20 protein-coding genes, 2 pseudogenes and 1 other annotated feature are annotated in these 18,002 nt (G+C 39.8%); of the genes and pseudogenes, 17 read left to right on the forward strand and 5 right to left on the reverse strand.

Annotated features, from left to right (window positions below; translation table 11 throughout):
• Nucleotides 1-58: 58 nt before the first annotated feature.
• The 4 genes from GOM48_RS03640 to GOM48_RS03655 all read left to right on the forward strand — a co-directional run bounded on the left by GOM48_RS03640 (nt 59) and on the right by GOM48_RS03655 (nt 3,434).
• Nucleotides 59-1,318 (forward strand): TRZ/ATZ family protein, encoded by a 1,260-nt coding sequence (locus GOM48_RS03640; protein WP_235098441.1) that lies wholly within the window; start codon nt 59-61, stop codon nt 1,316-1,318.
• 62 nt (nt 1,319-1,380) lie between these two features.
• Nucleotides 1,381-1,516 (forward strand) — a sequence feature (ribosomal protein L10 leader region).
• A 38-nt stretch (nt 1,517-1,554) separates the two neighbouring features.
• Entirely contained in the window at nt 1,555-2,055 is a 501-nt protein-coding gene (gene rplJ, locus GOM48_RS03645) for a 50S ribosomal protein L10 (protein ID WP_049530475.1), read from the forward strand.
• Nucleotides 2,056-2,130: 75 nt separating this feature from the next.
• The gene (gene rplL, locus GOM48_RS03650; protein WP_001196968.1) at nt 2,131-2,496 is read left to right on the forward strand and encodes a 50S ribosomal protein L7/L12; all 366 of its coding nucleotides are present in this window, start codon (nt 2,131-2,133) and stop codon (nt 2,494-2,496) included.
• Nucleotides 2,497-2,867: 371 nt separating this feature from the next.
• Entirely contained in the window at nt 2,868-3,434 is a 567-nt protein-coding gene (locus GOM48_RS03655) for a hypothetical protein (RefSeq protein ID WP_235098443.1), read from the forward strand.
• 21 nt (nt 3,435-3,455) lie between these two features.
• Here GOM48_RS03655 and GOM48_RS03660 read toward each other — a convergent pair.
• Nucleotides 3,456-3,776, reverse strand: a pseudogene (locus GOM48_RS03660) (NADP-specific glutamate dehydrogenase); the annotation flags it as partial.
• Here GOM48_RS03660 and GOM48_RS03665 point away from each other — a divergent pair.
• The 4 genes and pseudogenes from GOM48_RS03665 to GOM48_RS03680 form a co-directional block, all read left to right on the forward strand.
• Nucleotides 3,757-4,569 (forward strand): annotated as a pseudogene (locus GOM48_RS03665) (DUF2268 domain-containing protein); the annotation flags it as partial. The pseudogenes GOM48_RS03660 and GOM48_RS03665 sit on opposite strands and share 20 nt — an antisense overlap.
• A 62-nt stretch (nt 4,570-4,631) precedes the next feature.
• Entirely contained in the window at nt 4,632-5,000 is a 369-nt protein-coding gene (locus GOM48_RS03670) for an EXLDI protein (protein ID WP_235098445.1), read from the forward strand.
• 210 nt (nt 5,001-5,210) lie between these two features.
• Nucleotides 5,211-6,215, forward strand: coding sequence for an NADP-dependent oxidoreductase (locus GOM48_RS03675; RefSeq protein WP_235098448.1), 1,005 nt, complete (start codon nt 5,211-5,213; stop codon nt 6,213-6,215).
• Nucleotides 6,216-6,231: 16 nt separating this feature from the next.
• Complete coding sequence (locus tag GOM48_RS03680; protein ID WP_235098450.1) at nt 6,232-6,876, forward strand: TetR/AcrR family transcriptional regulator; 645 nt, start codon at nt 6,232-6,234, stop codon at nt 6,874-6,876.
• A gap of 96 nt (nt 6,877-6,972) precedes the next feature.
• Here the strand turns inward: GOM48_RS03680 and gdhA are convergent, their stop codons facing one another.
• Nucleotides 6,973-8,319, reverse strand: coding sequence for an NADP-specific glutamate dehydrogenase (gene gdhA, locus GOM48_RS03685; protein ID WP_235098452.1), 1,347 nt, complete (start codon nt 8,317-8,319; stop codon nt 6,973-6,975).
• Nucleotides 8,320-8,524: 205 nt separating this feature from the next.
• On the opposite strand from gdhA, the gene GOM48_RS03690 reads away from it, so the two are divergent.
• The 7 genes from GOM48_RS03690 (at nt 8,525) to GOM48_RS03720 (ending at nt 15,025) form a co-directional block, all read left to right on the forward strand.
• Entirely contained in the window at nt 8,525-9,460 is a 936-nt protein-coding gene (locus GOM48_RS03690; protein ID WP_235098454.1) for a dihydroorotate oxidase, read from the forward strand.
• A 32-nt stretch (nt 9,461-9,492) separates the two neighbouring features.
• Complete coding sequence (gene holA / locus GOM48_RS03695) at nt 9,493-10,530, forward strand: DNA polymerase III subunit delta (RefSeq protein WP_235098457.1); 1,038 nt, start codon at nt 9,493-9,495, stop codon at nt 10,528-10,530.
• Nucleotides 10,531-10,599: 69 nt separating this feature from the next.
• Entirely contained in the window at nt 10,600-11,205 is a 606-nt protein-coding gene (gene sodA / locus GOM48_RS03700; protein ID WP_000974728.1) for a superoxide dismutase SodA, read from the forward strand.
• A 155-nt stretch (nt 11,206-11,360) separates the two neighbouring features.
• Nucleotides 11,361-11,891, forward strand: coding sequence for a YutD family protein (locus tag GOM48_RS03705; protein WP_061406909.1), 531 nt, complete (start codon nt 11,361-11,363; stop codon nt 11,889-11,891).
• A 20-nt stretch (nt 11,892-11,911) separates the two neighbouring features.
• Complete coding sequence (gene rlmN, locus GOM48_RS03710; protein WP_235098459.1) at nt 11,912-12,997, forward strand: 23S rRNA (adenine(2503)-C(2))-methyltransferase RlmN; 1,086 nt, start codon at nt 11,912-11,914, stop codon at nt 12,995-12,997.
• Between the two features lies 1 nt (nt 12,998).
• The gene (locus tag GOM48_RS03715) at nt 12,999-13,487 is read left to right on the forward strand and encodes a VanZ family protein (protein WP_235098461.1); all 489 of its coding nucleotides are present in this window, start codon (nt 12,999-13,001) and stop codon (nt 13,485-13,487) included.
• On the forward strand, nt 13,484-15,025 hold the full coding sequence (locus GOM48_RS03720; protein WP_235098464.1) for an ABC-F family ATP-binding cassette domain-containing protein: 1,542 nt from the start codon (nt 13,484-13,486) through the stop codon (nt 15,023-15,025). The genes GOM48_RS03715 and GOM48_RS03720 overlap by 4 nt, the downstream gene beginning before the upstream one ends.
• 41 nt (nt 15,026-15,066) lie before the next feature.
• Here the strand turns inward: GOM48_RS03720 and GOM48_RS03725 are convergent, their stop codons facing one another.
• The 3 genes from GOM48_RS03725 to GOM48_RS03735 form a co-directional block, all read right to left on the reverse strand.
• Complete coding sequence (locus GOM48_RS03725) at nt 15,067-15,306, reverse strand: zinc-ribbon domain-containing protein (protein ID WP_235098466.1); 240 nt, start codon at nt 15,304-15,306, stop codon at nt 15,067-15,069.
• Between the two features lie 27 nt (nt 15,307-15,333).
• The gene (locus GOM48_RS03730; protein ID WP_235098467.1) at nt 15,334-16,140 is read right to left on the reverse strand and encodes a peptidylprolyl isomerase; all 807 of its coding nucleotides are present in this window, start codon (nt 16,138-16,140) and stop codon (nt 15,334-15,336) included.
• A gap of 108 nt (nt 16,141-16,248) precedes the next feature.
• Nucleotides 16,249-16,410 carry a hypothetical protein gene (locus tag GOM48_RS03735; RefSeq protein WP_235098469.1) on the reverse strand — a complete coding sequence of 54 codons (162 nt, stop codon included), beginning with the start codon at nt 16,408-16,410 and terminating at the stop codon, nt 16,249-16,251.
• Nucleotides 16,411-16,869: 459 nt separating this feature from the next.
• Between GOM48_RS03735 and GOM48_RS03740 the strand changes: the two genes are divergently transcribed.
• Both GOM48_RS03740 and cadX read left to right on the forward strand, forming a co-directional pair.
• The gene (locus tag GOM48_RS03740; protein ID WP_000615745.1) at nt 16,870-17,484 is read left to right on the forward strand and encodes a CadD family cadmium resistance transporter; all 615 of its coding nucleotides are present in this window, start codon (nt 16,870-16,872) and stop codon (nt 17,482-17,484) included.
• Between the two features lie 11 nt (nt 17,485-17,495).
• Entirely contained in the window at nt 17,496-17,834 is a 339-nt protein-coding gene (gene cadX / locus GOM48_RS03745) for a Cd(II)/Zn(II)-sensing metalloregulatory transcriptional regulator CadX (protein ID WP_000711085.1), read from the forward strand.
• Nucleotides 17,835-18,002: the final 168 nt, after the last annotated feature.

Genomic DNA, 18,002 nt, shown 5'->3' on the forward strand with positions numbered 1-18,002 from the left:
TCGGGTGACTTTTTTGTTACAATAGCTAGAAAAATCAGGGTCTTAGAAGGAGAAAACAATGAAAGTCTATCAGCATGTAAATATCGTGACTTGTGACCAAGATTTCCATGTTTATTTGGATGATATCTTAGCTGTTAAGGATTCCCAAATCGTCTATGTTGGTCAAGAGAAGCAAGAAATTTTAGAGCAAGCTGAGCAGATTATAGACTATCAGGGAGCCTGGATAATGCCTGGTTTGGTCAATTGCCACACCCATTCTGCCATGACAGGCTTGCGAGGGATTCGGGATGACAGCAATCTCCACGAATGGCTCAATGACTATATCTGGCCAGCAGAAGCTGAGTTTACTCCCGACATGACTACCAATGCAGTCAAAGAGGCTCTGACGGAGATGCTCCAGTCAGGGACAACAACCTTCAACGATATGTATAATCCCAATGGTGTGGATATTGAGAGAATTTATCAGGCAGTGAAAGCTTCCAAGATGCGTTGTTATTTCTCACCGACCCTCTTTTCTTCAGAGGCAGAAACAGCTGATGAGACAATTGCTAGAACACGAGCCATCATAGAGGAAATCTTAGGATATGATAATCCAAATTTCAAGGTTATGGTAGCCCCTCACTCTCCTTATAGTTGTAGTAAAGACTTGTTGCAAGCGAGTTTAGAAATGGCGAAAGAGCTAAATATTCCTATCCATATCCATGTGGCGGAGACCAAGGAAGAGTCAGGAATTATCCTGAAACGATACGGCAAACGCCCCCTCGCCTTTCTAGAAGAACTGGGTTACTTAGATCATCCGTCTATTTTTGCTCATGGGGTCGAACTAAACGAGCGAGAAATTGAACGCTTGGCAACCTCTCAAGTGGCTATCGCCCATAATCCCATTAGTAATCTCAAATTGGCCTCAGGGATTGCTCCCATCATCCAACTGCAAAAATCAGGAGTAGCAGTGGGAATTGCGACAGACTCGGTTGCTTCTAATAACAACCTAGATATGTTTGAGGAAGGACGGACTGCAGCCCTCCTTCAGAAGATGAAGGGTGAAGATGCCAGTCAATTCCCTATCGAGATAGCCCTTAAGGCTTTGACCATTGAAGGTGCTAAGGTTCTTGGAATGGAAGATCAGATAGGAAGTCTGGAAGTTGGCAAGCAAGCAGATTTTCTCGTTGTTCAACCTAAAGGAAAAATCCATCTTCAACCAGAGGAAAATATGCTCTCTCACCTCGTTTATGCAGTTAAATCCAGTGATGTTGACGATGTCTATATTGCAGGACAGCAGGTTGTTAAGCAAGGCAAAATTTTGACGGTAGAGATTTAAAAAAATTTCAAAAAAAGTTTGCAAAAATCTTGCATTCTTTTTTTGTCTATGCTATACTTATATACGGTTTGAAAAAACTGCCTAAGACAGTAGGGGAGCTTGACTCATAAAGATCCTACCGAGGACAAAACGTATCATGTAAAAAGAAGCGTATTGTACTTTCGTGTCTAGGTTTGGGCGCGTTTTTCTTTTGGGAAAATTCCCCAAGCAAAATAATTACGGAGGTGAACACACTAATGAGTGAAGCAATTATTGCTAAAAAAGCGGAACTAGTTGACGTAGTAGCTGAAAAAATGAAAGCTGCTGCATCTATCGTCGTTGTTGACGCTCGTGGTTTGACAGTTGAGCAAGATACAGTTCTTCGTCGTGAGCTTCGTGGAAGCGAAGTTGAGTATAAAGTCATTAAAAACTCAATCTTGCGTCGTGCAGCTGAAAAAGCTGGTCTTGAAGATCTTGCATCAGTATTTGTTGGACCATCTGCAGTAGCATTTTCTAACGAAGATGTTATCGCACCAGCGAAAATCTTGAACGATTTTGCTAAAAACGCTGACGCACTTGAAATCAAAGGTGGTGCAATCGAAGGCGCTGTCGCATCTAAAGAAGAAATCGTTGCTCTTGCAACTCTTCCAAACCGCGAAGGACTTCTTTCTATGCTCCTTTCTGTACTTCAAGCGCCAGTGCGCAACGTTGCTCTTGCAGTCAAAGCGGTTGCAGACAACAAAGAAGACGCAGCTTAATCTTAAGCTACGCAGCGTAGCCTAGCTACGAAAAAAACTATTATAAAATTTAAAACTTATTTGGAGGAAATAACAATGGCATTGAACATTGAAAACATTATTGCTGAAATTAAAGAAGCTTCAATCCTTGAATTGAACGACCTTGTAAAAGCTATCGAAGAAGAATTTGGTGTAACTGCGGCTGCTCCTGTAGCTGTAGCTGCTGCTGGTGGCGCTGAAGAAGCTGCTAAAGATTCATTTGACGTTGAATTGACAGCTGCAGGCGACAAGAAAGTCGGCGTTATCAAAGTTGTACGTGAAATCACAGGTCTTGGTCTTAAAGAAGCTAAAGAACTTGTTGATGGTGCACCAGGTGTCATCAAAGAAGGCGTTGCAGCAGCAGAAGCTGAAGAAATCAAAGCTAAATTGGAAGAAGCTGGAGCTTCAGTTACTCTTAAATAATAGAGAAACTACATTAGTAGCTTAAAAACATGATTAAACCGCTATTCTTAGGATTAGCGGTTTTCTTTATAATTGAAAAGAGAAAATTTATAAAGTGTCTCCAGTTGTTCCATAAGATTTTCGTCATAAAGTTCTGGAGTTTGATTAGAGAACCATGTCAATCAAACTCCAACGCTCGATAAAGCGATGATGTATCTGTGGAAGGAGATTATGTTTGCTAAGGTATTTTTTGCAGAAATAGTGGTACAATATCCTTAGAATAGTTCAAAATTTATCTTTGCTAGGGGAAAGGGAGATTGAACTCCCTGATGCATCCGTCTTAGTATGGGATTAATGTCCTATAAAAAGGAAATGTTATAAAGGTGATATTGATGGAAAGATATGAATTTACAGGGACAACAGCAAAATCAGATATAATAATTGGTATCCTTTTTCCCATGTTCCTCATGCTTCCTGTATTGGGAATACAGTTGGCTATATTCTATTTAAAACTGAATGATTTTTTTAGATCACAACCTCTTTTTCTTTATACGATAGTATTAGTATTTTTTGGTATTAGTTTTCTTTTAATTAGAAAAATACAAGGTAGTCTAGTGAAGAATTTTGTCGTAGAATTATCTGGAAGAAATATTAGGATTTGGTGTGATGGAAAGGAGATTGTATCAGGAGAAGTTATTTTCTGTAGGATAAAAAATAAGGAGCCTAAACTGGGGGCGAGAGCCTTAAATGTAGACATAGACACCAAGGGGGATAACATTAAATTTCGAGTTCGGTCTAAGGAATATGAAAATTTATCATCTTCTACTTGGAATCCTCTCAGGACAAGCAAACCCTCTGATGTAGAAACGTTATTATCTTTGGGCAAAAAAATAAAAAATGTTATGGAAGAAGAAGTTTTGATAGAAGATGAAGCTTCAAAAAAACCTCGATCGTTTTGATTGAGGTTTTTAGCATATTTCTTAAACAATACCTTGCGCAATCATAGCATTGGCTACATTTTCAAAGGCAGCAATGTTTGCTCCTGCATGGTAGTCAGTACCAAGACCATATGTTTCAGCAGTTGTTTTAGCTGTGTTGAAGATGTTGGTCATGATGTCTTTGAGACGTCCATCAACTTCTTCACGGGTCCATGAGAGGCGAAGGCTGTTTTGGCTCATTTCAAGCGCTGATACAGCTACACCACCAGCGTTGGCAGCTTTGGCTGGTCCGTAAAGGATTCCGTTTTCTTTGTAGACTTTAATCGCATCAAGGTCGCTAGGCATGTTGGCACCTTCTGATACGAAATACCAAACTCAACATATTCCTCTGAAAGCCAAGTATCCCGGAGGATTTGATGCTTTGTTCTTACTTGGTTTTATGAATCAGCTACCCGGAACTCTGTCAGAGAAGGATAGACCAGCTATCGACGCTCTGAGCTCTGATCAACTCTGGCAAGATTGTCAGGATACTATCAAGAGGAGTATCGGTCTTTTTAAGCAAGCTGGCTATGACTTAGAGGTTGAGGATTACCATTTTACTATTTTACTGGGCAATCCAGAAAAACCTATGCTACAGCTTAATAAGGGATACAGTGGAGATGGAGGAATTCCAGGATACCTCATGCTTAGTCTGTTGCCGAATGACTATACTTTACCACGTGTGCGAGCCGCGTTGGCTCACGAGTGCAACCACAATGTTCGCTTCCAATTTATCAAATGGAACCAGCAGACAACACTAGCAGACTGGGTAGTCAGTGAAGGATTAGCAGAGTCTTTTGCTGCTGAGCTCTATGGTAAAGAGCTCATCGGATCCTGGGTCACTTCAACTAGTTCCGAGCAGTTAGAAGAGATTAAGCACATCATCTCAAGTCAGCTTCAGCTAACAGGGATGGCGGAAATGGCTCCTTATCTTTACGGTGATGAAATAGCTGAGATTCAAGGTCAAATACCGGTTGGAATGCCCTATGCTGCAGGCTATGCTTATGGCTATCATCTGATACAAGCCTATCTGAAAAAGACTGGCAAGAGCATTATTGAGGCCACAGTAACACCGACAGAAGAAATTTTAGAGGCTACTAAAGATTTTTGGAAATGATACTTTTGCTTGCAAATCTGCCAGAGTCTGATATAATGAAAGTAATTTTTGGAGGTGACTATATGCACTATAAAAGAGTTGAATTAAAAGTCACAAATCAGGGTATCCATGAGCGCAAGATTTTTCAAGGAGTTAAAATTTTCAGTCGGAGCAAGCTGTCCAAAGATCAGAAAAGCATTCTGACGCAGAAGCTTTACCTGACACCGAAGCAAAATATTGTTTACTATCAACGGAAAGATATCAATTATGACCAGAACTGGCATCATCATAAGGACTATTTCGAACTAGCTTATGACCAGTTGGACAGAGAAACTATCTTTAAGGTTTGTCAAGATTTTGACGAACTAAGTTCTTTTCTGGAGAATGAGCTGCTTGAGAATCTAAAAGAAAAGCAGTCTGCAGGCAAATTTTTTGAAAAATTAGATATATAAAAATCCGGTTGCTTTGATAAGCAGTCGGATTTCTTTGAGTTATAGTTTGATAATCTTTCAAAAGGGAAAATAAATCTATTTTTATCATGAACAGCTTTTGTTAGAAGCTGTTGAAACAGTATAGTTGACATCTATGGGAAATAAGCATATAATTAAGAAAAGTGATTGAGTGCTCACTCAATTTTGTAGATGTGTAAAGGAGTTCATACAATGCTTGTTCAAGCAATACAATATAGTCGTTTCGGTGATGAAGAAGTGTTAGATTTAGTGAACATTAAATCTGATGTTTTGAAAGAGAATCAAGTTAGGGTAGAAGTTCATGCTGTTGGTTTAAATCCTATTGATTATAAGACTTTTGAAGGTGCAAAGCCACTCCGATTTCTATCTTTTATGACAAAACTAAGGAAGCCAAGTCGTTGGTTTGAGTCAAAATCACCTCTTTTTCCAAGAGGTGTTGGTCGGGATTTTGCTGGAGTTATCACAGAAGTTGGTGAAGGAGTAAGTCGGTTTGCAGTAGGTGATAAGGTTTTTGGAACAATGATCAGTGACCCTGGATTGGGAACCAAGAGGGGAGCTTTAGCAACAGAAATTTGTGTCAATGAATCGGAAATTGTATTGAAACCAGAGACGATCGACATGACTCACGCAGCTACTATGGGAGTAGCTTCTCTAACTGTGGGTGGGGCTTTTAGAAGAATCGGTTTAAATTCAAGAGATACTGTTGTTATTTCAGCTGCAGCAGGAGGTATTGGAAGTATTGCAGTACAGTATGCAGTTGCTAAGGGGGCGACAGTGATCGGAATAGCAAGTAAGAAAAATGCAGATTATCTGAAGTCTTTAGGTGCCATACCAGTAAGTTACGAAGAGAATATCAAGAAGGCTCTTCTATCAGCTAGTACAACGCCTATTACAAAATTTTTGGATTGTTATGGATCTGATTATGTTAGATTGGCTTTTAGTTTAGGCTTGAAAGGGACAGCTATTGGGACATTAGTACCTTCACCCTATGTTATGATAAAAGGTGCTCAGTTTACTGGTCCGAGACATTCCACATACGATGATTTTAGAACTTTAGCTGAAATGGTCTCAGATGGGAAAGTTCGGCTGAATATTGATCAGGTTTATGATTTTTCTCTAAAGTCTGTTAGAGAGGCATATCGTAGTCTGAAGTCGGGACACACTCGAGGTAAGAAAGTTGTAAAAGTAAGAGAGTAGCAGAGAGGTGCCAGCAATGGAAAGTTTAGAACAAAAGTATGCTCAGACATTAGAAAATAGCAACTTGAGTTTAAAACAACGTCAAGTATTATTATCAAGTCTAAAGTTATTTTCAGAAATTGGCTTTGAAAATACAACAGCCAGCCTTATTGCTAAGGAGGCTAGAGTTTCAGAAGGGACCGTTTTTAGTTACTTTAAAACTAAGGAAGGCATCTTAGAAGCAATTTTATCGACTTTTCTTAAGCAAGTTATTCCAGATGTGATTGCTGATTTTTCTGAGAAGAAATTTACAGCAAACCAAGAGTCTTTTCCGCTATTTTTAAGAATCATTGTTCGAGATAGACTAGTCTTTATTCAGGAGAATCAAATGCAAGTTAAAATTCTCTTGAGCCGTTCTTTTATTGATAAAAATATTTCTGATCAGTTAGGGAATGTTATTGTTCACTCTATCATTAAGCCAATTAGTCCAGTTCTGAATCAGTTTAAAGAAAATGGTGTTATCCGAGATTGGTCAAATGAAAGAATCGTTCGTTATATTTTAGCTTTGAGTCTTTCTTATGCTCTTCCAATGATGTTGAATAATAATGAGGTCCTAGACATAGATGAAGCAGTAAATGAAATTGTTGAATGCCTGTCTTTTTCCTTAGTAGAAGTAAAATAAATCTTGATTTTAAGCTTACTATTTTAAATAGTGAGCTTTTTTGAAGTCGACATAAAAATCCCCAATCAGAGCGATTGAGGATTAAGCAAATGAATCTTAAACAATACCTTGTGCAATCATAGCGTTTGCTACATTTTCAAAGGCAGCGATATTTGCTCCTGCAAGGTAGTCAGTACCAAGACCGTATGTTTCAGCAGTTGTTTTAGCTGTGTTGAAGATGTTGGTCATGATGTCTTTGAGGCGGCCGTCAACTTCTTCACGGGTCCATGAGAGGCGAAGGCTGTTTTGGCTCATTTCAAGAGCAGATACAGCAACACCACCAGCGTTGGCAGCTTTGGCAGGTCCGTAAAGGATTCCGTTTTCTTTGTAGACTTTAATCGCATCAAGGTCACTAGGCATGTTGGCGCCTTCAGATACACAGATAACACCTTGAGCAACCAAACGTTTAGCTGCTTCACCATTGATTTCGTTTTGAGTCGCACATGGAAGAGCAATGTCATAGTTTCCAGAGTAAGTCCATACAGAACCTTCGTAGTAAGTAGCAGTCGGCTTCTCAGCTGCATACTCAGTCAAACGAGCACGACGATTATTTTTCACATCTGCTAGAAGGTCAAAGTCGATACCATTATCGTCAATGACATAGCCATTTGAGTCAGATACAGAGATAACAGTCGCACCAAGTTCAGTTGCTTTTTGAAGAGCGTATTGAGCTACGTTACCAGAACCTGAAATAACTACTTTTTTACCAGCAAAGTTGTTACCGTTGGCTTTGAGCATTTCTTCAGTATAGTAAACCAAACCGTAACCAGTTGCTTCTGGGCGAATCAAGCTACCACCGAATCCAAGAGGTTTACCAGTCAAGACACCCGCATCAAATTGATTAAGACGTTTGTATTGTCCATAAAGGTAACCAATTTCACGTCCACCAACACCGATATCACCAGCAGGTACGTCAAGAGATGGTCCGATGTATTTTTGCAATTCTGTCATAAAGCTTTGGCAGAAGCGCATAACTTCAGCATCAGTCTTTCCTTTAGGATCGAAGTCTGATCCCCCTTTACCTCCACCGATTGGAAGTCCAGTCAAAACGTTTTTAAAGATTTGTTCAAATCCGAGAAATTTCAAGATCCCTTGGTTTACAGTTGGGTGGAAACGAAGTCCGCCTTTATATGGTCCAACAGCTGAGTTGAATTGAACACGGTAACCACGATTCACTTGGACTTTTCCATCACGGTCAACCCAAGGAACACGGAAAGAAATCACGCGCTCAGGCTCAGTGATACGTGCCAAGATATTTTCTTCGATATACTCAGGGTGTTTTTCAAAGACAGGCTCCAAGGTACTGAAGAATTCTTCAACCGCCTGGAGAAATTCAGCCTCATGCCCGTTACGAGCTTTTACAGTTTCAAACACGCTTTGGATATATTCTTTAGCAGATGTCATATCGTTCTCCTTTTTGTTGTTATATTTTATTACATGAGCCATTATAGCAGAATTTTTTTTGAGTGTAAAGAAAAAAACAGAAATTTTCTAAAAATTCTTTCAATTCACAAAACCGAACATTTTATATAGAAATTAGTTTCTCAAAGAGAAAATCTTAAAGTATGGTATAATATTAGAAATAAAAGGAATCTGGAGGATCAGAATCATGGTATCAACGAAAACACAAATAGCTGGCTTTGAGTTTGATAATTGCTTAATGAATGCAGCAGGTGTGGCTTGTATGACGATAGCTGAGTTGGAGGGTGTCAAAAACTCAGCAGCAGGAACCTTTGTCACGAAGACAGCGACCTTGGACTTCCGTCAGGGCAATCCTGAACCACGTTACCAGGATATTCCACTTGGTTCTATCAACTCCATGGGCTTGCCAAATAATGGCTTAGACTATTATCTGGACTATCTTTTGGACTTGCAGGAAAAAGAGCCAAACCGAACTTTCTTTCTATCTTTAGTTGGCATGTCTCCAGAAGAAACACATACCATCTTGAAAAAAGTTCAAGAGAGTGAATTTAAAGTACTGACAGAGCTCAATCTCTCTTGTCCAAACGTTCCAGGAAAACCTCAGATTGCCTATGATTTTGAGACAACAGACCGTATCTTGTCAGAGGTATTTGCCTACTTTACCAAACCTCTCGGGATCAAATTGCCACCATATTTTGATATTGTTCACTTTGATCAAGCGGCTGCTATTTTCAACAAATACCCGCTCAAGTTTGTTAACTGTGTTAACTCTATCGGAAACGGCCTTTACATAGAAGACGAGTCTGTCGTTATTCGTCCTAAAAATGGTTTTGGTGGGATTGGTGGAGAGTATATCAAGCCGACTGCTCTTGCTAATGTGCACGCCTTCTACCAACGCTTAAATCCAGAAATCCAAATCATCGGAACGGGTGGTGTTCTAACGGGTCGTGATGCCTTTGAACACATCCTCTGTGGTGCGAGTATGGTGCAAGTAGGAACGACGCTCCACAAGGAAGGCGTTGGAGCTTTTGAGCGCATTACCAATGAATTGAAAGCTATTATGGTGGAAAAAGGGTATGAGAGCCTAGAAGATTTCCGTGGGAAATTGCGCTATATTGGTTAAAGTTACTAAAAAATCAGAAGAAAGGAGAGAAGATGCTTGCCATTGAAGACAGTCAGAAGTTGACTTTATCAAATCTATCTAGCTTAAACCTATTCACAGGGACAGACCAAGGTCAGTTTGAAGTTATGAAGAGTCAAGTGTTAAAGCAGATTGGCTATGACCCAGCTGATCTCAATTTTGCTTACTTTGATATGAAAGAAGTAGCTTATAAAGACTTGGAGTTGGAGTTGGTCAGTCTCCCTTTCTTTGCGGATGAAAAAATCGTGATATTAGACCATTTTGTCGATATCACAACAGCCAAGAAACGCTTTTTAACAGATGATGAGCTCAAGTCATTTGAAGAATACCTTGATAACCCTTCGCCGACGACTAAACTCTTGATTTTTGCAGAAGGAAAGTTGGATAGCAAAAGACGGCTGGTCAAATTGCTTAAGCGCGATGCCAAACTTTTTGATGCTATTGAACCCAAGGAACAAGAACTGCGCCAGTATTTCCAAAAGTGGAGTCAGACACAAGGTCTGCAGTTTGCAGAAAAGTCTTTTGAAAATCTACTAATCAAGTCTGGTTTTCAATTTAGTGAAATCCAGAAAAATCTCCTTTTTTTGCAGTCTTATAAGTCAGACGGCGTGATTGAGGAGAAGGATATTGTCGAGGCTATTCCAAAGACTCTGCAGGACAATATTTTTGATTTGACTCAGTTTATCTTGGACAAAAAGATCGACCAGGCGCGTGACTTGGTTAGAGATTTGACCTTGCAAGGGGAAGACGAAATCAAGCTCATAGCTGTCATGTTAGGACAGTTTCGAACCTTTACCCAAGTGAAGATTTTATCAGAGAGCGGTCAGACGGAAGCACAGATTGCAAGTAGTTTAGGTAGTTATCTAGGACGCACTCCAAATCCTTATCAAATCAAGTTTGCATTGAGAGATTCGCGAGGAATTTCCTTGGCCTTTCTCAAGCGAGCGATTTCTTATTTGATTGAAACAGACTACCAGATTAAGACAGGTGTCTATGAAAAAGGGTACCTGTTTGAAAAGGCACTTTTGCAGATCGCGGCAGAAGCAAATTGAGCAAAAAACTTGAAAAAAGAGAATGATTGCGTTATCATTTTCATATAGAAAGAAAAAGAGGTATTACAGATGGCTATTATCTTACCAGACCTTCCATACGCATACGACGCCTTGGAACCATACATCGATGCTGAAACAATGCACTTGCACCATGACAAACACCACCAAACTTATGTCAACAATGCAAACGCAGCGCTTGAAAAACACCCTGAAATCGGTGAAGACCTTGAAGCTTTGCTTGCTGATGTAGATTCTATCCCAGCTGATATCCGTCAAGCACTTATCAACAATGGTGGTGGACACTTGAACCACGCTCTTTTCTGGGAATTGATGACTCCTGAAAAAACAGCTCCATCAGCAGAACTTGCAGCAGCAATCGACGCAACATTTGGTTCATTTGAAGAGTTCCAAGCAGCCTTTACAGCAGCAGCTACAACTCGCTTTGGTTCTGGATGGGCATGGTTGGTTGTCAACAAAGAAGGGAAGCTTGAAGTGACTTCAACAGCAAACCAAGACACCCCAATCTCAGAAGGTAAAAAACCAATCTTGGGCTTGGACGTTTGGGAACATGCTTACTACGTGAAATACCGCAACGTGCGTCCTGACTACATCAAAGCTTTCTTCTCAGTCATTAACTGGAACAAAGTAGACGAGCTTTACGCAGCAGCTAAATAATAAAATATGGAGGGAAGAATTGTTCTTCTCTTTTTAAGGTTATAAAGCAGAAGTCTGACAGAATCGTCAGACTTTTTTCATTTTCAGGATATTCGTGCCAACTTGTAGAAAATATGGTAAAATAGAGTGTTAAGTAATCGTGGAAAAGGAAGACTATGCGTAAAGAAATTGCACCTGAATTATACAACTATAACAAGTTTCCTGGCCCAGAATTTCAGGTAAATGGGGATAAGGTTGAGACTGAAGGGATTGCTTTTACCTTGGTTGAAAATATCAAGGAGGCTTTCGATGTGACCGTCTTTAATCAGCGCTTTTCAGAAGTGTTGACCAAGTTTGATTATGTCGTGGGGGACTGGAGCAATGAACAGCTTCGCCTTCGCGGTTTTTACAAAGACGATCGAACAGAGGAAAAAATTGAAAAAATCAGTCGCTTACAAGATTATCTTTTGGAGTACTGTAGTTATGGTTGTGCTTATTTTGTCTTAGAAAACCAAGCACCTAAACGTGCGTCGTTTGACAAGAAAATGCGTAAAAAGGAAGAGGAAAACCTTCCTAGAAGAGGAAAGAAACCTTCGCAAAATAAGAGAAAGCCAAATGCGGATAAGAGAAATAGACGTCGTCATAAGGACCAAAAGTCTCAGAAAGAGGACAAGGGACAGCGCCATTTTGTCATTCGTCAGAAATAGATAGAGAATAAGGAGAAGAGATGAAACCGTCTATTTATAGTTTAACACGTCAAGCCATGCAAGAATGGGTATTAGAACAAGGAGAAAAGAAATTCCGAGCAGATCAAATCTGGGAATGGCTCTACCGTAAACGTGTCCAGTCCTTTGAAGAAATGACCAACCTTTCCAAGGATTTGATTGCTAAGCTCAATGAGCAGTTTGTCGTAAATCCATTGAAACAACGCATCGTACAAGAGTCAGCCGACGGTACTGTTAAGTATCTTTTTGAGTTGCCAGATGGTATGTTGATTGAGACCGTACTGATGCGTCAACACTACGGGCTGTCAGTCTGTGTGACCACTCAGGTCGGTTGTAATATCGGTTGTACCTTCTGTGCATCAGGCTTGATCAAGAAGCAACGTGATCTCAATAACGGGGAAATTGTAGCGCAGATTATGTTGGTTCAGAAATACTTTGATGAACGTGGTCAGGATGAGCGTGTCAGTCATATTGTTGTCATGGGAATTGGTGAACCATTTGATAACTACAACAATGTGTTGAATTTCGTCCGTACTATCAATGATGACAAGGGGATGGCAATCGGTGCTCGTCACATCACTGTTTCTACCTCAGGTTTGGCCCATAAAATTCGTGACTTTGCTAATGAAGGCGTACAGGTCAATCTGGCTGTTTCCCTTCACGCACCCAATAATGAATTGCGTTCAAGCATCATGAAGATTAACCGTGCCTTTCCGATTGAAAAGCTTTTCGCAGCTATTGAGTATTATATCGAAACAACCAATCGCCGTGTGACCTTTGAATATATCATGCTCAATGAAGTCAACGATGGCGTTGAACAAGCCTTGGAATTGGCTGAATTGCTCAAAAACATCAAGAAATTGTCATATGTCAACTTGATTCCCTATAACCCAGTTAGTGAACATGACCAATATAGCCGTAGTCCTAAAGAGCGCGTGATGGCCTTCTACGATACCCTCAAGAAAAAAGGGATTAACTGTGTCGTCCGTCAGGAACATGGTACAGATATTGATGCGGCCTGTGGACAATTGCGTTCCAATACAATGAAACGTGACCGCCAGAAGGCAGTCGCAGCGGTAAATCCATAAAATGACTAGAAAAAGAGAATTAATCTTAAGGTTGGGAGTGGCTATTTACAGCCTTTGCATTATTTGTTTTTGTTTTACTCCCCAACCTCAACTTCCTACAGGAGTGGAAACTCCAGGTATTCAAACTTTTGGACGCCTGGTTTTTCTTTTAACTCCCTTAAACTCCCTTTGGAATCTGGGTGAAGTGACTAGTTTGGGACAAGTCATTTGGATCTTTTGGCAGAACATCTTAAATGTCTTCTTGCTCTTCCCTCTGGTTTTCCAACTGCTCTATCTCTGTCCAAACTTGCGACAAACCAAAAAAATCATCCTTCTAAGCTTTCTACTGAGCCTAGGAATCGAGTGCACACAACTAGTCTTAGACTTTTTCTTTGATTTTAATCGGGTATTTGAGATTGATGATTTATGGACCAATACCTTGGGTGGCTACCTAGCTTGGGTTCTATACAGAAAATTAAATGTAACTAAACTTACAAAGGAATTAAAATGAGTATTTTAGAAGTTAAAAATCTGAGTCACGGTTTTGGTGACCGTGCAATTTTTGAAGATGTCTCCTTCCGTCTCCTCAAGGGAGAGCATATCGGTCTTGTCGGTGCCAATGGCGAGGGAAAATCAACCTTTATGAGTATCGTGACTGGTAAAATGCTACCAGATGAAGGGAAGGTGGAATGGTCTAAGTATGTGACTGCTGGCTATCTGGACCAGCACGCTGTACTAAAAGAAGGCCAAACCGTGCGTGATGTTTTGCGTACAGCCTTTGATGAGCTTTTTAAAGCAGAAGCCCGTATCAATGGTCTTTATATGGAGATGGCAGAAGAGGGCGCAGATATTGACGCGCTGATGGAAGAAGTCGGGGAGCTCCAAGATCGTTTGGAGAGTCGTGATTTTTATACTTTAGATGCCAAGATTGATGAAGTAGCGCGTGCCCTCGGTGTCATGGACTATGGTATGGATACAGACGTAACAGCCTTGTCAGGTGGACAAAGAACAAAGGTGCTTTTAGCTAAACTCCTCCTTGAAAAGCCAGATATCTTGTTACTGGACGAGCCGACTAACTACTTGGATGCTGAGCATATTGACTGGCTCAAACGCTATCTCCAAAACTATGAGAATGCCTTTGTCCTTATTTCGCATGATATTCCTTTCCTGAATGATGTTATCAATATCGTATATCACGTTGAAAACCAACAACTGACCCGTTACTCTGGAGACTATTACCAGTTCCAAGAAGTCTATGCTATGAAGAAATCTCAGCTGGAAGCAGCCTACGAACGCCAACAGAAAGAGATTGCCGACCTCAAGGACTTTGTTGCCCGAAATAAAGCGCGTGTTGCAACACGAAACATGGCCATGTCCCGTCAGAAGAAATTGGATAAGATGGACATCATCGAACTTCAAAGTGAGAAGCCAAAACCATCCTTTGATTTCAAACCAGCTCGTACACCTGGGCGCTTTATCTTCCAAGCCAAGGATTTGCAGATTGGTTATGACCGTCCACTTACCAAACCCTTAAACCTCACCTTTGAACGCAATCAAAAGGTTGCCATTATCGGGGCAAATGGTATTGGGAAAACAACCCTCTTGAAGTCTCTCTTGGGGATTATTCCACCAATTGCTGGAGAAGTTGAACGTGGCGACTACCTTGAACTTGGTTACTTTGAACAAGAAGTAGAAGGGGGCAATCGTCAAACCCCACTAGAAGCAGTTTGGAATGCCTTTCCAGCCCTAAACCAAGCAGAAGTTCGGGCAGCCCTTGCTCGTTGTGGTTTGACGACTAAGCACATCGAAAGTCAGATTCAGGTCTTATCAGGTGGAGAACAAGCCAAGGTGCGTTTCTGTCTCTTGATGAATCGTGAAAACAACGTTTTAGTACTTGACGAGCCGACCAACCACTTGGATGTGGATGCCAAGGATGAACTCAAACGGGCTCTCAAAGAGTACAGAGGAAGTATCCTCATGGTCTGCCACGAGCCAGACTTCTATGAAGGCTGGATGGACCAAATCTGGGATTTTAATAAGCTAACTTAAAAGCACTAAAAAAGCCAAGTCATTAGACTTGGTCTTTTTAACTAGTAATTTAAATAGCTTTCAATTTCAGATTTCTCAATTTCGTGTCCGTATTTGCATACAGGACAAGAAACATAGTAAGATTTTCCATATGGGAAGAGTGGAATCCAGTAGAGTGTGAACTTGCGTCCAGTTTCTACAATTTCCCAAGTGTCTGTATTGTTGCAGTGTCCGCACTCAATAGAACTTTGTGTATGTCCTAATTCTTTTACAAAACCTTTAGAACCCCAAAACAGAATCATATCATCGTCTCCTTATCTGTTGATGGCTTATTTTTTGCTGAAGTCGTAGTCCTTCACCACTTCAATACTATCAATGGTGATAGCAGTAGTTGGTTTATCTTTTTCATCTTTTTCAGCCTTGGCAATCTTGTCGACAATATCCATGCCCTCGATAACTTGACCAAAGACTGGGTGTTTGCCATCTAGGCTAGGATTTCCGCCCTCTTTATAGGCTTCGATGATTTTCTTTGGATACTTGCTGGTAGGGAGTTTAGCTGAAATATCTGTTGAGTTTTGGTTGATGAAGAATTGGCTACCGTTGGTGTTTGGTTGACCTGTGTTAGCCATAGCAAGGGCTCCGCGGATATTGTATAGGTAAGGAGAGATTTCATTTTTGAAACCAGTTCCCTTGTCCTTCGTTTTATCCTTATCATGCCAGATAGATTGGCCCCCTGTACCATCTCCCTTAGGATCTCCAGTTTGGACCATAAAGCCATCGATGACACGGTGGAAGGTGATGCCGTTATAATAGCCTTCCTTAGCGTGAGTAAGGAAATTTTCAACCGCAAGAGGTGCTAGTTTTGGAAAGAGTTTGATGCGGATATCGCCTTGGTTTGTGTGTAAAATAACCTCGGCTTCATCTTCAGCAACTTCCTTAGAAAGTTGAGGGAAGTTGGCATTTTCATTGGTCAAAGCGTCATTCAAATCTTTGGCAGCCTGAGCAGCTGCTTTTGAGCTTTCTTCTGCTGCGAGACTAGAGTCGACATAGTCATCACCACGGAGACCACGTTGGATACTAGTACATCCAGCAAGGGCAATAGATGATAGTAAAAGAAGGGTTGCTAGTTTTTTCATTGTTTTCCTCTCAAAAATTCATTGCTACCATTGTACCCTAAAAGGGAGGTGATTTCAAATATTTGTGACAAGGTAGTTTAAGAGGAAGCCGACCAGAAAGTCGCTTGCTTAGAGATTTTTCTTTGGATGACGGTCGATAATGTCCTGGTACTGTTCCAGTATCTGCTCCCCCTTTGGAGTCAATTTGTAACCACGAATTGAAAAGTAACTTGCTAATTCTACTTCTGAAAAGTTGTCACGAAGGGATTGGTCCAAATCTGGAGCCCTCATCTTAGAAAGTACTGTAACTCTCCATACTTTTGAGGATATTCTCTTTCATAGTGGTATTTAGATGATCAAGCGAGTCAAACAACTAAAGAATTCTTTGAAGCAATGCATCGTATTTGGTTTGATAGTTTCGTTAATAATATTTGATGATAAAGAATTTTTGGAAAATCTAGACACTGTATGAATCTCTACTTTTTTTCTTAGGCTTTTATAAAGTCTGTCAGAATAGGCTTTGTAGGTGTAGAAGTTAATTTTTACAGAAGTGAAGTAAGCATTCAATACGAATCAATACATAAGAAAAACTCTGATTTCAAGCGTTTTTTCTTTTTTCAATTTTAATACATTTCACTACATTTCAGTCCAATCTCTACCTTCTTATCTATACTTTGATGGAGCTGAAGTTGACATCTACAAAGTTTAATGTTAAAATTCATTCAAAAATATATTTGAATGAGGTGTTTTATGATTCAAAATGTTGTTACTTCAATAATCCTGTATTCTGGGACAGCCGTAGACTTACTTATTATCCTAATGTTATTTTTTGCCAAAAGAAAAAGCAGAAAAGACATCATTAACATCTATTTAGGACAATTTCTAGGCTCTGTTAGTCTAATATTGCTAAGTTTACTTTTTGCATTTGTCTTAAATTATATTCCTAGTAAAGAGATTTTAGGTTTGCTCGGTTTGATTCCAATTTTCCTAGGGCTCAAAGTTTTGCTTTTAGGAGATTCTGATGGAGAAGCTATTGCAAAAGATGGTTTGCGCAAAGATAATAAAAACCTGATTTTTCTAGTCGCTATGATTACTTTTGCAAGTTGTGGTGCTGACAATATTGGTGTTTTTGTCCCATATTTTATTACCTTAAATTTAGCGAATTTGATAGTGGCTTTACTTACCTTTCTAGTCATGATTTATCTCTTGGTTTTTTCTGCCCAAAAATTGGCACAAGTCCCTTCTGTTGGAGAAACTTTGGAAAAATATAGCAGATGGTTTATTGCCGTTGTTTATTTAGGATTGGGGATGTATATTCTGATTGAAAACAACAGCTTTGACATGCTAAGGACTGTGTTCGGCTAGGAGAAAAAATTATGAAAAAAGATAGTATCTGCCAAGTGAATATTATAAATCAACAAAATGTTACAACCGCAACGAACTACCTTGAAAAGGAAAAAGTCCAAAAATCACTTCGCATTTTATCAAAATTTACCGATAATAAACAGATAAATATCATCTTTTATCTCCTTGCCGTCGAAGAACTCTGTGTCTGCGATATAGCCTGTTTACTAAATCTCAGTATGGCATCTGCCTCCCACCATCTTCGTAAACTAGCCAATCAAAACATCTTGGACACTAGAAGAGAGGGGAAAATTATATATTATTTTATAAAAGATGAGGAAATCAGAGATTTTTTTAATCAACTAGGATAACAACTATTTTTACTACTTTTCCATGATTATAGGGGATTATATATGAAATTTTTTGATGAAAATTTCCCATAAGAAATACCTACTCGTATCAAATGTTTAAGAAAAAAGTATAATTTAAAGCAAATCGACCTAGGTAATGCAGCTCAAGTTAGCCAAGTTGAAAAGGGA

Source organism: Streptococcus oralis, from assembly GCF_021497885.1.
Lineage (GTDB): Bacteria > Bacillota > Bacilli > Lactobacillales > Streptococcaceae > Streptococcus > Streptococcus oralis_BQ.

Bases quoted from the DNA above. Each gene is read 5' to 3' on its own strand.
- GOM48_RS03640 (WP_235098441.1), top strand. From the start codon at position 59: ATGAAAGTCTATCAGCATGTAAATATCGTGACTTGTGACCAAGATTTC.
- rplJ (WP_049530475.1), top strand. From the start codon at position 1,555: ATGAGTGAAGCAATTATTGCTAAAAAAGCGGAACTAGTTGACGTAGTA.
- rplL (WP_001196968.1), top strand. From the start codon at position 2,131: ATGGCATTGAACATTGAAAACATTATTGCTGAAATTAAAGAAGCTTCA.
- GOM48_RS03655 (WP_235098443.1), top strand. From the start codon at position 2,868: ATGGAAAGATATGAATTTACAGGGACAACAGCAAAATCAGATATAATA.
- GOM48_RS03670 (WP_235098445.1), top strand. From the start codon at position 4,632: ATGCACTATAAAAGAGTTGAATTAAAAGTCACAAATCAGGGTATCCAT.
- GOM48_RS03675 (WP_235098448.1), top strand. From the start codon at position 5,211: ATGCTTGTTCAAGCAATACAATATAGTCGTTTCGGTGATGAAGAAGTG.
- GOM48_RS03680 (WP_235098450.1), top strand. From the start codon at position 6,232: ATGGAAAGTTTAGAACAAAAGTATGCTCAGACATTAGAAAATAGCAAC.
- gdhA (WP_235098452.1), bottom strand. From the start codon at position 8,319: ATGACATCTGCTAAAGAATATATCCAAAGCGTGTTTGAAACTGTAAAA.
- GOM48_RS03690 (WP_235098454.1), top strand. From the start codon at position 8,525: ATGGTATCAACGAAAACACAAATAGCTGGCTTTGAGTTTGATAATTGC.
- holA (WP_235098457.1), top strand. From the start codon at position 9,493: ATGCTTGCCATTGAAGACAGTCAGAAGTTGACTTTATCAAATCTATCT.
- sodA (WP_000974728.1), top strand. From the start codon at position 10,600: ATGGCTATTATCTTACCAGACCTTCCATACGCATACGACGCCTTGGAA.
- GOM48_RS03705 (WP_061406909.1), top strand. From the start codon at position 11,361: ATGCGTAAAGAAATTGCACCTGAATTATACAACTATAACAAGTTTCCT.
- rlmN (WP_235098459.1), top strand. From the start codon at position 11,912: ATGAAACCGTCTATTTATAGTTTAACACGTCAAGCCATGCAAGAATGG.
- GOM48_RS03715 (WP_235098461.1), top strand. From the start codon at position 12,999: ATGACTAGAAAAAGAGAATTAATCTTAAGGTTGGGAGTGGCTATTTAC.
- GOM48_RS03720 (WP_235098464.1), top strand. From the start codon at position 13,484: ATGAGTATTTTAGAAGTTAAAAATCTGAGTCACGGTTTTGGTGACCGT.
- GOM48_RS03725 (WP_235098466.1), bottom strand. From the start codon at position 15,306: ATGATTCTGTTTTGGGGTTCTAAAGGTTTTGTAAAAGAATTAGGACAT.
- GOM48_RS03730 (WP_235098467.1), bottom strand. From the start codon at position 16,140: ATGAAAAAACTAGCAACCCTTCTTTTACTATCATCTATTGCCCTTGCT.
- GOM48_RS03735 (WP_235098469.1), bottom strand. From the start codon at position 16,410: ATGAGGGCTCCAGATTTGGACCAATCCCTTCGTGACAACTTTTCAGAA.
- GOM48_RS03740 (WP_000615745.1), top strand. From the start codon at position 16,870: ATGATTCAAAATGTTGTTACTTCAATAATCCTGTATTCTGGGACAGCC.
- cadX (WP_000711085.1), top strand. From the start codon at position 17,496: ATGAAAAAAGATAGTATCTGCCAAGTGAATATTATAAATCAACAAAAT.